Origin of the sequence: Candidatus Pantoea formicae, assembly GCF_011752625.1 — a bacterium.
GTDB classification, from domain to species: Bacteria; Pseudomonadota; Gammaproteobacteria; order Enterobacterales; family Enterobacteriaceae; genus Pantoea; species Pantoea formicae.
In genome coordinates, this window is sequence record NZ_VWXD01000005.1 from 191,228 (window position 1) to 205,753 (window position 14,526).

15 protein-coding genes are annotated in these 14,526 nt (G+C 54.3%); 14 read left to right on the top strand and 1 reads right to left on the bottom strand.

From position 1 onward, the window contains the following. Positions 1 to 63: 63 nt before the first annotated feature. The gene (locus tag F3J38_RS16670; RefSeq protein ID WP_167140246.1) at positions 64 to 969 is read right to left on the bottom strand and encodes a DMT family transporter; all 906 of its coding nucleotides are present in this window, start codon (positions 967 to 969) and stop codon (positions 64 to 66) included. A 95-nt stretch (positions 970 to 1,064) separates the two neighbouring features. Here F3J38_RS16670 and F3J38_RS16675 point away from each other — a divergent pair, with 95 nt between their 5' ends. The 14 genes from F3J38_RS16675 (at position 1,065) to F3J38_RS16740 (ending at position 14,519) form a co-directional block, all read left to right on the top strand. Continuing rightward, positions 1,065 to 1,844: an AraC family transcriptional regulator gene (locus F3J38_RS16675; protein WP_167140248.1), complete on the top strand. Its 780-nt coding sequence runs from the start codon at positions 1,065 to 1,067 to the stop codon at positions 1,842 to 1,844. A gap of 58 nt (positions 1,845 to 1,902) precedes the next feature. Next, the gene (gene pdxB, locus F3J38_RS16680; protein WP_167140250.1) at positions 1,903 to 3,027 is read left to right on the top strand and encodes a 4-phosphoerythronate dehydrogenase PdxB; all 1,125 of its coding nucleotides are present in this window, start codon (positions 1,903 to 1,905) and stop codon (positions 3,025 to 3,027) included. A gap of 102 nt (positions 3,028 to 3,129) precedes the next feature. After that, on the top strand, positions 3,130 to 4,140 hold the full coding sequence (locus F3J38_RS16685) for an aspartate-semialdehyde dehydrogenase (RefSeq protein ID WP_167140252.1): 1,011 nt from the start codon (positions 3,130 to 3,132) through the stop codon (positions 4,138 to 4,140). Next, positions 4,140 to 4,946 (top strand): tRNA pseudouridine(38-40) synthase TruA, encoded by an 807-nt coding sequence (gene truA / locus F3J38_RS16690; RefSeq protein ID WP_167140254.1) that lies wholly within the window; start codon positions 4,140 to 4,142, stop codon positions 4,944 to 4,946. The genes F3J38_RS16685 and truA overlap by 1 nt, the downstream gene beginning before the upstream one ends. A 36-nt stretch (positions 4,947 to 4,982) precedes the next feature. Next, a complete protein-coding gene (locus F3J38_RS16695; RefSeq protein WP_034825120.1) occupies positions 4,983 to 5,645 on the top strand; it encodes a DedA family protein in 663 nt (220 codons plus the stop codon). A 132-nt stretch (positions 5,646 to 5,777) separates the two neighbouring features. Beyond that, on the top strand, positions 5,778 to 6,686 hold the full coding sequence (accD, locus tag F3J38_RS16700) for an acetyl-CoA carboxylase, carboxyltransferase subunit beta (protein WP_167140256.1): 909 nt from the start codon (positions 5,778 to 5,780) through the stop codon (positions 6,684 to 6,686). 189 nt (positions 6,687 to 6,875) lie between these two features. Beyond that, the gene (gene folC, locus F3J38_RS16705) at positions 6,876 to 8,144 is read left to right on the top strand and encodes a bifunctional tetrahydrofolate synthase/dihydrofolate synthase (RefSeq protein WP_167140258.1); all 1,269 of its coding nucleotides are present in this window, start codon (positions 6,876 to 6,878) and stop codon (positions 8,142 to 8,144) included. After that, on the top strand, positions 8,134 to 8,895 hold the full coding sequence (dedD, locus tag F3J38_RS16710; protein WP_167140260.1) for a cell division protein DedD: 762 nt from the start codon (positions 8,134 to 8,136) through the stop codon (positions 8,893 to 8,895). The genes folC and dedD overlap by 11 nt, the downstream gene beginning before the upstream one ends. Before the next feature lie 249 nt (positions 8,896 to 9,144). Then, positions 9,145 to 9,630, top strand: a complete 486-nt coding sequence (gene cvpA / locus F3J38_RS16715) for a colicin V production protein (RefSeq protein WP_167140501.1) — start codon at positions 9,145 to 9,147, stop codon at positions 9,628 to 9,630. Between the two features lie 36 nt (positions 9,631 to 9,666). Further along, positions 9,667 to 11,184 carry an amidophosphoribosyltransferase gene (purF, locus tag F3J38_RS16720; RefSeq protein ID WP_167140262.1) on the top strand — a complete coding sequence of 506 codons (1,518 nt, stop codon included), beginning with the start codon at positions 9,667 to 9,669 and terminating at the stop codon, positions 11,182 to 11,184. A 115-nt stretch (positions 11,185 to 11,299) separates the two neighbouring features. Next, positions 11,300 to 11,869 carry a UbiX family flavin prenyltransferase gene (locus tag F3J38_RS16725; RefSeq protein ID WP_167140264.1) on the top strand — a complete coding sequence of 190 codons (570 nt, stop codon included), beginning with the start codon at positions 11,300 to 11,302 and terminating at the stop codon, positions 11,867 to 11,869. Positions 11,870 to 12,144: 275 nt separating this feature from the next. Beyond that, on the top strand, positions 12,145 to 12,927 hold the full coding sequence (gene argT / locus F3J38_RS16730) for a lysine/arginine/ornithine ABC transporter substrate-binding protein ArgT (RefSeq protein ID WP_167140266.1): 783 nt from the start codon (positions 12,145 to 12,147) through the stop codon (positions 12,925 to 12,927). Between the two features lie 192 nt (positions 12,928 to 13,119). Next, the gene (locus F3J38_RS16735) at positions 13,120 to 13,806 is read left to right on the top strand and encodes a histidine ABC transporter permease HisQ (protein ID WP_167140268.1); all 687 of its coding nucleotides are present in this window, start codon (positions 13,120 to 13,122) and stop codon (positions 13,804 to 13,806) included. Then, positions 13,803 to 14,519 (top strand): ABC transporter permease, encoded by a 717-nt coding sequence (locus F3J38_RS16740; RefSeq protein ID WP_034825106.1) that lies wholly within the window; start codon positions 13,803 to 13,805, stop codon positions 14,517 to 14,519. The genes F3J38_RS16735 and F3J38_RS16740 overlap by 4 nt, the downstream gene beginning before the upstream one ends. Positions 14,520 to 14,526: the final 7 nt, after the last annotated feature.

The following is a 14,526-nucleotide window of genomic DNA, read 5'->3' on the forward strand; positions in this document are numbered from 1 at the left end:
GACATATGATAGCAAAAGCCCCCGGGAAATCCACGGGGGCTAGGGGCTTTCAGGGCAATAAAATCAGGCCGCAGGATCGGGAAGGGTGGTCTCACGCGGCTTGCGCAGCGGTGTTTTCAGGCGTTGCGCCAGAATCACCCCCACTAACGTCATCCCGCCACCAATCCAGTGATACGCATGCAACTGCTCGTGCAGGAACATCACCGCGATAATGGCGGTAAAGGCGGGCACGAAATTCATAAAAATACTGGTGGTGCTGGCGCCAAGTCGCTGCACGCCAAGGATCCACAAAAAAGGCGCAACAATCGAAGCAAAGAGTCCAGCAAACAGCACCAGCGGAACATTATGCACATTGAGCGAGACATCCGGCGCACGCAGGAAACCGGGCAGCAACAGCAGTACACCGAAGAAAATTTGCACGTACAAACTCTGCCACGTTGGCAGGGGAATCGCCCAGCGTTTGGTGAGCACGCCGTAAAGTGCGTAAGACGTGGAAGCCGCCAGCATCATCAACTCTCCGTTGCCAAGACGCTGATTCAGCAACTGAGCCGGGTTGCCCTCACTTACCAGCCACACCAAACCGGCAAACGACAGCAGGCCACCAATCAAAATTCCGCGCGTGGGCGCCAGGCGCAGGACGAACAGGCTGAGCAGGATGGTCAGCAGTGGAATCGTCGCGCCAAGGATCCCCATCATGACGGCGGAGACGCTGTGCGCCGCATAGTAAGCAAGACTTTGATACAGCACCATGCCCAGCAGACCAAGGATCAGCAGTCGCCATAGATTCGCCCGGATGGTATGCCGATGCCGCCATACGCCGGGTAGGCAAAACGGTGCCAGAACTACTAACGCCAGTAACCAGCGATAGAAGGAGATGGCGGCAGGATCAATGCTCCCGGCAGAAAGTTTGCTGACGATGGTGTTGATCGACCAGATCATCACCGCGACCAGCGGAAACAGCAAATTCATAGTACGGCTCCTGAAGTTTATCGCGAACAGTTTACGTTTGACCGGTTTAAACCAGATAGTTAAAATCGGACAATATTCGTTAGCCACCGGACAGAATGAATCTACAAGTCGAGTATCAAGCACCTGTTGATGCACCGCTGCTGCGCTTCTTTATGCGTTACGACGAAGCCAATGCGAAAACCGAATATCTGCCGCATGCTCACGACTGGGGACAGGTGATTTTTGTCACCAGCCACATATTGGAGATGGAAGTCGCGGGTGAGCGCTTGCTCGCACCTTCTGACATGCCGATTTGGATCCCTCCTGCACACCGCCACAGTAGTTATAACCACAACCACGCGCGTTTTCGGACCTTAAATATTGCAGCGGAGCTCTGTACGGGCATGCCGGAAAAAGCCTGTTTACTGAACGTCGATGCCATTGTCCACGCCGTCATGAATGACTTTGCTCGCCGTGCGTTGGAGCAGCCGTTAAGTGAGGCTGACTGGCGTTTATGTGAGGTACTGGTGGATCGCCTGCGTCTGGCACCTGTGCACACCAGCTATTTACCCATGTCGGATGACAAATTCCTCGCACCTATTTTGCGCGCGCTGGAAGAGAACCCCGGCGATAACACCACACTGGCACAATGGGCGAAGCGCGTATTCACCACCGAGCGTACGCTGGCTCGACGCTGCCAGCAGCTGTTGAAAATGTCATTTAGCGAGTGGCGACAGCGCCTACGTTTTCTGCGCACTATTGCGCTGCTGGAGCAGGGCTGCAGCGTGCAAGGTATCGCGCACCAACTCGGTTACAGCTCGGCGTCCGCATTGATTGTCATGTTCCAGCAGCAGGCGGGCACCACGCCCGATCGCTATCGCAGTCGGTTAGGTTAATCCCCGGCTTTATGGCAGACTATGCGCCTCAAAATCTTCAGCAGACAGGACCGCCGCAGTGAAAATTCTCGTCGATGAAAATATGCCTTACGCCCGTGAGCTGTTCAGCCGTACCGGAGACGTGCTGGCGGTGCCAGGACGCCCATTACCGGAAGCGGAATTACAGGACGCCAGCGGACTGATGGTGCGCTCGGTTACCAAAGTGAATGCGGCACTGTTGGCGGGTACGCCGGTGAAGTTTGTCGGTACGGCCACGGCAGGCACTGACCATATTGATGATGCATCGCTGGCGGCGGCGGGAATTGCCTTTTCTGCGGCACCCGGCTGTAACGCCATTGCCGTGGTGGAGTATGTGTTCTCTTCTTTACTGCTGTTAGCCGAACGCGATGGCTTTGCGTTACGCGATCGTACCGTGGGCATTGTCGGTGTCGGCAATGTGGGGGGGCGTTTGCAGAAACGTCTCGAAGCCTGGGGGGTGAAAACCCTGCTGTGTGATCCGCCGCGTGCCGATCGTGGCGATCAGGAAGATTTTCGCTCGCTCGATGAGCTGGTTGCACAGGCCGATATTCTGACGTTCCACACCCCGCTGTTCAAAGACGGTCCCTACAAAAGCTGGCACCTGGCTGACATGGCGCTAATGATGGCGTTAAAACCTCACACCATCCTGATCAATGCCTGCCGTGGGCCGGTGGTGGATAACGCTGCGCTGCTGGAAGTCTTAAAAATGCGCAGCGATCTTAGCGTGGTGCTGGATGTGTGGGAGCCTGAGCCGGACCTGAATCTGGACCTGCTGGACAAGGTGGATATCGCGACCGCACACATTGCCGGTTATACCCTCGAAGGCAAAGCACGCGGCACGACACAGGTGTTTGAAGCCTGGTGTGACTTTATCGGCCAGCCGCAGCAGGTAGCGCTGGAAAGCCTGCTGCCGGCACCTGAGTTTGGCACCATCACCCTGCATGGCAAGCTCGATCAGCCTACGCTGAAACGGCTGGTACACCTGGTGTATGATGTGCGCCGCGATGATGCGCCGCTGCGGAAAGTGGCCGCCCAGCCGGGTGAATTTGACCGTCTGCGCAAGCAATACGAAGAACGCCGCGAATGGTCATCTTTGCAGGTGAAATGTGATGATGCCGAGACGGCTGCGATGCTGGAAAAACTCGGTTTTCGCGCCAGTTTGTAAAGTTAAATCAATCCCCTGCGATTTCGCGCGGGAAAAGTCTTAAATGTCAGGCGGTCTGAGTACCGCCTCTATTTTTTATGTCATTGTCTGGAGTAAACCAACATGTCTGACGGCTGGAATATCGCGCTTTTAGGCGCAACAGGCGCAGTAGGGAACGCTGTACTGGAACTGCTGGCTGAACGCCAGTTCCCGGTTGGTGAATTGTATCTGCTGGCGAGTGAGAACACCGCCGGTGAAAATGTCCGTTTTGATGGACGCACCTTGTTTGTAAAAGATGCAGCAGATTTCGACTGGACGCAGGCGCAGTTGGCATTTTTCGCGGCCGGACGTGAAGCTTCAGCGCGTTATGCGGATGAAGCTGCCAGTCAGGGATGCCTGGTGATCGACAGCAGCGATCTGTTCGCGCTGGAGCCGGATGTGCCACTGGTGGTGCCGGATGTGAATCCACAGGTGCTGGCCGATTACCGCAATCGCACTATCGTGACGGTGGCCGATGCACTGGTCAGCCAACTGCTGAGCGCCATCAAACCTCTGGTGGATACGGCCGGTTTAAGCCGTTTGCAGGTGACCAATCTGCTCTCCGTGTCGAGCCACGGGAAGGCGGCAGTGGATGGTTTGGCGGGTGAGAGCGCTCGCCTTTTGAACGGCGTACCAGCGGATGAGCACTATTTTGGCCGCCAGTTGGCGTTCAACCTGCTGCCACAGTTAGCGGATAACAATGGTAGCGTCGAAAGTGAACGTCGCTTAGTGGATCAGGTGCGCAAGGTATTGCAGGACGAAGGTTTACCGATTGCGGTCAGCAGCGTTCAGGCACCGGTGTTCTACGGCAACACCCAGATTGTCCATGTGGAAAATTTGCGTCCGTTGTCGGCTGAAGAAGCACGTGATGAACTGGCGCGTGCCGAGGACATCAATCTGAGTGAAGACGGCGAGTATCCCACGCCCGTCAGTGATGCGTCAGGCAACGATGCACTGAGTATTGGCAATGTGCGTAACGATTATGGTGTACCTGAGCTACTGCAGTTCTGGTCAGTCGCTGACAACATCCGCTTTGGCGGTGCGCTGATGGCAGTGAAAACCGCCGAGAAATTGGTGCAGGAGTATTTCTATTAATGTTGTCTGAAGCTACGACATTTAAGCTGGCGTTAGGGATTGAGTACGACGGCAGCCGTTACTATGGCTGGCAGCGACAAAATGAAGTTCGCAGCGTGCAGGAAAAACTGGAAAAAGCGCTCTCGAAAGTGGCGAATCATCCTGTGGTAGTGTTCTGCGCGGGACGTACCGATGCCGGTGTACATGGGACGGGGCAGGTGGTGCATTTTGAAACCACCTCACAACGTGCGGACAGCGCCTGGACGCTGGGTGTTAACGCCAATTTACCTGACGACATTGCGGTGCGTTGGGTGAAAGCGGTGCCGGATGAATTCCATGCCCGCTTCAGCGCCACGGCGCGTCGTTACCGCTATGTGATTTTCAATCAACGCCTGCGGCCGGCGATTCTTGGCAATGGTATCACCCATTTTTATCATCCGCTGGATGCCGAAAAAATGCAGCGTGCCGGACAGTGTTTGATCGGCGAGAACGACTTTACCTCGTTCCGGGCTGTGCAGTGCCAGTCGCGGACGCCGTGGCGTAACGTGATGCACCTTAACGTCACACGTTACGGGCCTTATGTGATTGTCGATATCAAAGCGAATGCGTTCGTGCACCACATGGTGCGCAACATCGTCGGCAGCCTGATGGAAATTGGCTGCGGCAACCAGCCGGAAAGCTGGATGGCTGAGTTGCTGGCGGCAAAAGATCGTACTCTGGCGGCAGCGACCGCTAAAGCCGAGGGGTTGTATTTGGTGGCGGTGGATTACCCATCTCACTTTGCGTTACCTCAGCCTGCGTTAGGACCTTTGTTCCTCGCAGATTAATTTAAATGAGTAAGGATGTTTGGGAGCCGGAACATTATGGAATTTATCCACTTTTTGATCGACTTTATCCTCCATATTGATGTGCATTTAGCCGAACTTGTGGCGCAGTACGGCGTGTGGATTTACGCCATTCTGTTCCTGATCCTGTTTTGTGAAACGGGTCTGGTTGTTACACCTTTCCTGCCAGGGGATTCGCTGCTGTTTGTTGCTGGCGCGCTAGCGGCATTGCCAGGAAACGATCTTAACGTGCATCTCATGGTCACGTTGCTGGTGATTGCCGCTATCCTTGGTGATGCGGTGAACTACACTATTGGTCGGTTGTTCGGTGAGAAACTGTTCAGCAACCCGAACTCGAAAATATTCCGTCGCAGCTATCTGGATAAAACCCACGCGTTTTACGATCGCCACGGTGGCAAAACCATTATACTTGCGCGCTTTGTACCAATCGTGCGAACCTTTGCCCCCTTTGTGGCGGGAATGGGACACATGTCTTATCGCCACTTCGCACTCTTCAACGTAACGGGTGCGCTGTTATGGGTGTTGCTGTTCTCTTACGCGGGCTACCTGTTTGGCGACTTACCGGTAGTGCAGGAGAACCTGAAATTGCTGATTGTGGGCATTATTGTCGTCTCCATACTGCCAGGCGTGATTGAAGTGTGGCGCCATCGCCGTCAGGCGCGTCAGCAAAAGCCACAGTAAACCCATAACCAGATTTTTATCCACAGCGAGAACGGGTTGTGGTTTAATGAGCGACATTTACGGCCTGCTGGAGGTGATTTCAGCAGCCACAAGAAGACTGGACCAGGTCAGCATTAAACAGAAAGGTCATCAATGAGCTGGATTGAACGCATACTGAATAAAAGCACTACCACGCCAACGCGCAAAGCCAGTATCCCGGAAGGGGTCTGGACTAAATGCGATAGCTGCGGCCAGGTGCTGTACCGCGCCGAACTGGAGCGTAACCTTGAGGTCTGCCCGAAGTGCGACCACCACATGCGCATGCACGCCCGTGAGCGTTTGCACAGCATCTTGGATGAAGGTTCTCTGGTTGAGTTAGGCAGCGAGCTGGAACCGAAGGATCTGCTGAAATTCCGCGATTCTAAGAAGTACAAAGATCGTCTGGTTGCCGCGCAGAAAGATACCGGTGAAAAAGATGCATTGATCACCATGAAAGGCACGCTGCATGGTATGCCAGTGGTGGCCGTGGCCTTTGAGTTCTCCTTTATGGGTGGCTCAATGGGCTCTGTGGTTGGCGCGCGCTTCGTACGCGGTGTTGAGCAGGCACTGGAAGATAACTGCCCGCTGATCTGCTTCTCTGCCAGTGGCGGTGCGCGTATGCAGGAAGCGCTGCAGTCGCTGATGCAGATGGCGAAAACCAGTGCAGCCTTGGCGAAGATGCAAGAGCGCGGCTTGCCGTACATCTCTGTGTTGACCGATCCTACCATGGGCGGTGTATCTGCCAGCTTCGCCATGCTGGGTGATTTGAACGTGGCGGAACCGAAAGCGCTGATCGGCTTTGCCGGTCCACGTGTTATCGAACAGACCGTACGTGAAAAACTGCCACCTGGCTTCCAGCGCAGTGAGTTCCTGATTGAAAAAGGCGCGATCGACATGATCATCCGTCGTCCGGAAATGCGCTTTAAGCTGGCAAGCTTGCTGGCGAAAATGATGAACCTGCCAGCGCCGCTGCAGGATGGTGATCAGCCTTCTACGGCTGTGCCGGAGAGCAACGAGGCCTGACAGGCAACGAAAAGCGGTTTTTAAACGCTTTTCACCAATGAACCGTAAACACGACATCATTCGAGTTGCAGCAAGGCGGCAAACGAATGAATCCCAGGGCGCTTACACCGATAAGCGACTGGGGTGATTGAGTGCAGCCAACGCCGCTGCGGCTTGAATGATGATGTGTAAGATGAGAAAACGGGACACATGGACACTCTTCATCTTCCTCAAGCCACGTCGCCTTTGGCCACGTGGCTTCATTATCTTGAGCACTTGCATTCTCAGCCCATTGAACTGGGCCTGGATCGTATTCAACGCGTCGCAGCACGCCTCGATCTGCTCAAGCCCGCTCCGTTTATCTTCACTGTCGCCGGAACTAACGGCAAAGGCACCACCTGTCGCACCTTGGAAACGCTGTTGATGGCCGCAGGCTACCGCGTGGGGGTGTACAGTTCACCACATTTGGTTCGTTACACCGAACGTGTGCGCGTACAGGGTGCAGAACTGGATGAAGCGATGCACAGCGCCAGCTTTGCCAGCATTGAAGCCGGACGCGGTGATATCTCCCTGACCTATTTTGAATTTGGTACGCTCTCGGCACTTAATCTGTTCCGCGATGCCAGTCTGGATGTCGTGATCCTCGAAGTGGGCCTTGGCGGTCGTCTTGATGCCACCAACATTGTGGATGCGGATGTGGCGGTCATCACCAGCATTGCCTTAGACCATACCGACTGGCTTGGCCCGGACCGCGAAAGCATTGGGCGTGAAAAAGCCGGTGTATTCCGCGCGGGCAAGCCTGCGGTCGTTGGCGAAGCGGATATGCCGCACACCATTGCTGAGGTCGCGGCAGAGAAGGGCGCGCAACTGTTGCAGATCAACCATGACTGGCAATGGACGAAGCAGGAGAGCAGTTGGACGTTGCAAGATGCCGATGGTGAACTGCGCGATCTCCCGTTGCCGCAAGTTCCGCTGCCCAATGCGGCGACCGCACTGGCTGCACTGCGCGCTTCTGGTCTTAACGTCAGTGAAGCGATCATTCGTGAGCACCTACCTTTGGCGATTTTGCCTGGCCGCTTCCAGACGGTCAGTGAGCATCCGCGAGTGATTCTGGATGTCGCGCACAACCCCCATGCCGCGAATTATCTGGCTTCACGACTGGCAGAGCTCCCCAACAAGGGTAGCGTCCATGCGGTGGTGGGCATGCTGCATGACAAAGATATCGCGGGTACTTTGGCGGCGTTGTCGCCGCAGGTGGATTACTGGTACTGCGCGCCGCTGGATGGCCCACGTGGCGCCACCGCCGAGGAGTTAATCGCGCATCTTGATGGCGCTAATGCCTATGCGCATGTCGATGCGGCATGGCAGGTGGCGCGTCAACGGGCAGCGACTGAGGATGTGATTCTGGTGTGCGGATCTTTCCACACCGTCGCACAGGTTATGGAATCGATGGCAGCGGAGAACGGCAGTGGCAAGTAAGTTTCAAAATCGCTTAGTCGGTACCGTCATTCTGGTGGCGATTGGCGTCATCGTTTTGCCGGGTTTGTTGGACGGCAAGAAGAAGCATTATAAAGAAGAGTTCGCGGCGATCCCGCTGGTGCCGAAGCCGGACGATCAGCAGGACAGCGAAACGGTGCCACCGGTCACGCAGCCTTTACCCGCGCAACCGCCGGAAGGGGCCAATGCTGCGCAGAATCAAGACAATGGCAAAGCGACGAGCAACGCCAGCAACGGCAGCGCACAACCTGCGCAGAACAACGAGCCAACGTTGGTGACACCGCCGCCGGTGCATCAGCAGGTGAAACCGGTTGAGCAATCGAAGCCAAAGCCTGTCGAGCAGCCCAAACCGAAACCGGTGGAGCAGCCGAAGCCGAAACCAGTAGAGCAACCTAAACCTAAGCCGGTGGAACAGCCGAAAGAGAGAGAGGTTGAGCAACCTAAAGCCGTGGAAGCGCCGAAGCAGAGTGAACCGGAGTCAGCTCCTGCTGGCCAGGCTTACGTGGTGCAATTAGGGGCGCTCAAAAATGCTGCGAAGGTCAATGAAATTGTGGCTCAGCTGCGTCTTTCGGGTTATCGCGCCTTTACAGTGCCGTCAACGCCGGTTCAGGGACAGATCACCCGTATTTATGTCGGACCGGATGCGTCAAAAGCGAAGCTGCAGAGTTCGCTGAGTGAACTGCAGGGCATTTCTGGCCTCGGTGGGGTGATAAAACCTTACGGCACACGTTAACAGATTGATAAGCCGCGCCGATGGCAGAAAAAGGCGCGGCACAGCACAAGCTGTTCATCAAAATGTTATGAAAAAATGATTTTATATCAGCAGGTTAAATCGCTGGTGACACTCAGGGCGAGGAAAGTTTTTTTCATCGCCCTTTTTATGGATGCAGAACCGGAAAACCCTACGCAAACGTTTTCTTTTTCTGTTAGAATGCGCCCCGAACTGGATGCAGGGGTGCTTAGCACTGGGTTGGAAGCGTTCATGATCTGGATTGATTACGTCATTATTGCGGTAGTTGGTTTTTCGGCTCTGGTCAGCCTGATTCGTGGGTTTGTCCGGGAAGCCTTATCTCTCGTTACCTGGGGATGCGCGTTTTTTGTCGCCAGTCATTACTACACCTACCTTGCAGTCTGGTTTACAGGTTTTGACGACGAACTGGTTCGTAATGGCATCGCGATTGCGGTGTTATTCGTTGCTACCCTGATTGTGGGTGCCATCGTGAACTATGTGATCGGCTCGCTGGTGGAAAAAACCGGCTTGTCGGGAACCGACAGGGTGTTGGGGGTCTGTTTCGGGGCGTTGCGTGGCGTGCTGATTGTTTCCGCTATGCTCTTCTTCCTCGATACATTCACCGGCTTTTCGAAAAGCTCTGACTGGCAACAGTCGCAACTTATTCCCCAGTTCAGTTATATCATCAGGTGGTTTTTCGATTACCTGAAAAGCACGTCCAGTTTTATACCCCGGTGACACCATCGGGAGTGCGGCTAATGAGGAAATGACAACATGTGCGGTATTGTTGGTATCACCGGTTTTATGCCAGTAAACCAGTCGATCTATGACGCGTTAACGGTGCTGCAGCACCGCGGGCAAGATGCCGCCGGCATTTGTACCATCGATGCGCTTAACTGCTTCCGTCTGCGTAAAGCGAATGGTCTGGTGAGCGATGTCTTCGAAGCACGCCACATGCAGCGTTTGCAGGGTAACATCGGGATTGGCCATGTTCGCTATCCAACAGCGGGCAGCTCCAGCGCTTCTGAAGCACAGCCATTCTATGTTAACTCCCCTTATGGCATTACGCTGGCGCACAACGGCAACCTGACCAATGCGCACGAGCTGCGTAAGCATCTGTTCGAAGTGGGCCGCCGTCACGTTAACACCACCTCTGATTCTGAAATCCTGCTGAACATCTTTGCGCAGGAGCTCGATCGTTTCCAGCATGACCCGCTGGAAGCTGACAACATTTTTGCTGCGGTGGCGGCAGTGCACCAACATGTGCGCGGCGCTTACGCAGTGGTTTCAATGATCATCGGGCACGGGATGGTGGCGTTCCGCGATCCGAACGGTATCCGTCCGCTGGTGCTGGGCAAACGCGTGATCGAAGATGGCCGTACCGAATACATGGTGGCGTCTGAAAGCGTAGCACTGGATACGTTAGGCTTCGAGTTCATCCGCGATGTCGCGCCAGGCGAAGCGGTTTACATCACCGAGCAGGGCCAGCTGTCTACCCGCCAGTGTGCTGAAAACCCGAAAACCAATCCTTGCCTGTTCGAATACGTCTACTTTGCGCGTCCAGACTCCTTCCTTGATAAAGTTTCTGTGTACAGTGCGCGTGTGCGCATGGGCACCAAACTGGGCCAGAAAATTGCCCGCGAGTGGGAAGACCTGGATATCGACGTGGTCATTCCGATCCCGGAAACCTCTACTGATGCTGCGCTGGAAATCGCCCGTATTCTTGACAAGCCATACCGTCAGGGCTTCGTGAAAAACCGCTATGTGGGCCGCACCTTTATCATGCCGGGCCAGCATATGCGTCGTAGCGCCATTCGTCGCAAGCTGAATGCCAACCGTGCTGAGTTCCGCGATAAGAACGTCCTGCTGGTCGATGACTCGATTGTGCGTGGCACAACCTCCGAGCAGATCATCGAGATGGCACGTGAAGCGGGTGCCAAGCGCGTCTATCTGGCGTCGGCGGCACCGGAAATTCGTTTCCCGAACGTCTATGGTATTGATATGCCAAGCGCCACTGAACTGATCGCCCACGGTCGTGAAGTGGAAGAGATTCGCCAGCTGATCAAAGCGGATGCGCTGATCTTCCAGGACCTTGATGATCTAATCGAAGCCGTGCGTGAAGAGAACCCGGATATTGCACAGTTTGAGTGCTCGGTGTTCAACGGCGTGTATGTGACGAAAGATGTCGACCAGCAGTACCTTGAGTATCTGCAGTCACTGCGTAACGACGATGCGAAAGCGATTCAACGTCAGAACGAAGTGGAAGGTCTGGAGCTGCACAACGAGGGGTAATCTACTCGTTGCGGCAAATTAAGACAGGGCGGGAGCAATCCCGCCCTGTTTGTTTTTGTATTTTTGTTCAGTGAGCAGCTATCATTGCCGCAATCTGAACGGGCAAGGCTGAATTATGAAACGACTCATCATTGGAATTTCCGGCGCCAGTGGCGCGATCTACGGCGTGCGCATGTTGCAAGTCTTGCAACCGTTAGCCGATGTGGAAACCCACTTGGTGATGAGCCCTGCGGCACGCCAGACGCTGGCTTTGGAAACAGACTACAACCTGCGCGATGTGCAGGCGCTAGCCGATGTGGTGCACGATGTGCGTGACATTGCCGCCAGCATCTCATCAGGATCGTTCAAGACCCTCGGCATGGCGATATTGCCCTGTTCAATGAAAACCCTCTCCGGCATTGTGCACAGCTACAGTGATAGTCTACTGACACGTGCGGCGGATGTGGTGCTGAAAGAGCAGCGCAAACTGGTGCTGTGTGTGCGTGAAACGCCGCTGCATCTGGGGCACCTGCGTATGATGACCACCGCGGCCGAGCTGGGGGCGATGATCATGCCGCCTGTTCCAGCGTTCTATCATCGTCCGCAGCGGATTGAAGATTTAATCGATCAAACGGTCAATCGTGTCATCGATCAGTTTGATATTGAGCTGCCTGAAGACCTGTTCACCCGTTGGCATGGCGCATAATGGTGCAAAAGTGCACTCATTGTGTGCAAAATCGCGCGCCCGATCACTCTTCGTGCATCTTGTGCACCAAAAGTTAACAATGTCGCTTTTTCTTCCTCACACCGCTGTTATATTCCCCTCACAAACTAAGTGCTTGCGCCCGTAAGGCGCGCGGTATTTAGTGCGCCGGAGCACGCTTTCGCCGTTTTGCATAACTGGCATGAAACCTGCAAATCATTCAGCGCAAACACACATCACGACCATATAACAATAAGCACTTCACTTGAGGGTTACCTATGAAAAAGCGAGTTCTGGCTCTTTCCCTGTTGCTGGCAATGACCAGCGCTGCGAGCGTGTTCGCTGCGGTACCAAAGACGCTGCGTATCGGGACGGATCCAACCTACCCACCGTTTGAATCCAAGAATGCACAAGGCCAGTTAGTGGGTTTTGATATCGATTTGGCGAACGAAATCTGTAAACGTATTGATACCAAATGTACGTATGTGGAAAGTGATTTTGATGCGCTGATCCCCTCGCTGAAAGCGAAGAAGATAGATGCCATCATCTCTTCTCTCTCCATCACCGAGAAACGCCAGGAAGAGATCGCCTTCTCTGAGAAACTGTACGCAGCCAATGCCCGTTTAGTGGCGAAAAAAGGCTCAACTCTGCAACCGACTATTGAATCGCTGAAAGGCAAAAACATCGGTCTGTTGCAGGGCACCACCCAGGAAACTTATGCCAATGAAAACTGGCGTCCAAAGGGTGTGACCGTCACGCCTTATGCGAATCAGGATCTGGTCTATCAGGATCTGAATGCAGGCCGTATCGATGCGGCATTCCAGGACGAGGTACAGGCTAGCGAAGGCTTCCTGAAACAACCGGTGGGTAAAGACTATGCGTTTGCTGGCCCAGCGGTAAAAGATGACAAAATTTTTGGTGTGGGAACCGGTATGGGTCTGCGCAAAGATGATGCTGACCTGAAAGCGGCTATCGATAAGGCGTTTGACGCCATGCGCAAAGATGGTACCTACGACAAAATTGCGAAGAAGTACTTTGATTTCAACGTATACGGCGATTAATTGTCCTGTTCTCTGACCTTGATGATTGATTTGCAGCAGGGTTGGTCATAACTATTCACTCCGGGCGCTTACTTATGTAAACTCCCGGGGTTCATACGCTTGCCGCCATCTACCCTGTGATTCAAATCCTGGTCAGGACTGTCCGTTAGTTGGGCAGCGTTTGTTATTTTCCTTCACGACAGGATCGAAACCATGTTGTATGGCTATTCTGATGTAATCCTCAAGGGCACGCTGGTGACCCTCGAGCTGGCACTCAGCTCGGTGGTGTTAGCTGTGTTGCTCGGCTTGATTGGCGCTGGCGCCAAACTCTCCCGTAATCGCCTGCTTTCAATGATTTTTGAAGGCTACACCACGCTGATCCGTGGCGTACCGGATCTGGTGCTGATGCTGCTGATTTTCTACGGTCTGCAAATCGCCCTCAATACGGTCACTGATGCGCTGGGTGTCGCCCAATTCGATATCGATCCGATGGTGGCCGGTATCATTACGCTCGGCTTCATCTATGGCGCGTACTTCACCGAAACCTTCCGTGGTGCTTTTCTTGCGGTACCAAAAGGGCAGATTGAAGCGGCGACCGCTTTTGGCTTCACCGGCTCGCAAACTTTCCGTCGTATCCTGTTCCCGGCGATGATGCGTTTTGCATTACCGGGCATTGGTAATAACTGGCAGGTTATCCTTAAGGCCACGGCGCTGGTGTCGCTGCTGGGGCTGGAAGACGTGGTGAAAGCCACACAGCTGGCGGGTAAAAGTACTTGGCAGCCATTCTACTTCGCGATTGTCGCTGGGGTGATTTATCTGGTGTTTACCACGCTGTCGAACTGCGTGTTGTGGTGGCTTGAACGTCGCTACACGGTGGGTGTGAAAAGGGCAGAGCTATGATCGATATTATTCAGGAGTATTGGAAACAGCTGCTCTGGACCGATGGTTACCGTTTTACCGGCGTCGCCATTACGTTGTGGTTGTTAATTCTTTCCGTAGTGATCGGCGGATGTATGGCGGTGTTGCTGGCGATTGCGCGCGTATCGCCTAATCGCTACATCTCCACGCCCGTCTGGCTGTTTACCTATGTGTTCCGTGGCACGCCGCTGTATGTCCAGCTGCTGGTGTTCTATTCCGGCATGTATACCTTGGAAGTGGTGAAAGGATCGGAGTTGCTAAACGCCTTCTTCCGCAGTGGCCTAAACTGTACGCTGCTGGCCTTTACGCTGAATACCTGCGCTTATACCACCGAAATTTTTGCAGGGGCCATTCGCGCGGTTCCCCATGGCGAAATTGAAGCGGCACGCGCTTACGGTTTCTCCCCGTTTAAAATGTATCGCTGCATCATACTGCCGTCGGCGCTGCGTACCGCTCTGCCAGCCTACAGTAATGAAGTGATCCTAATGCTGCACTCCACCGCGCTGGCATTTACTGCCACGGTGCCCGATCTGTTGAAAATCGCGCGTGATATTAACTCGGCGACCTACCAGCCGTTTACCGCGTTTGGCATCGCTGCGGTGCTGTATCTGATTATCTCTTACGTGCTGATTAGCCTGTTCCGCAAGGCGGAACGCCGCTTCCTGGCGCACGTGAAACCTTCTTCATCGCATTGAGTATCAC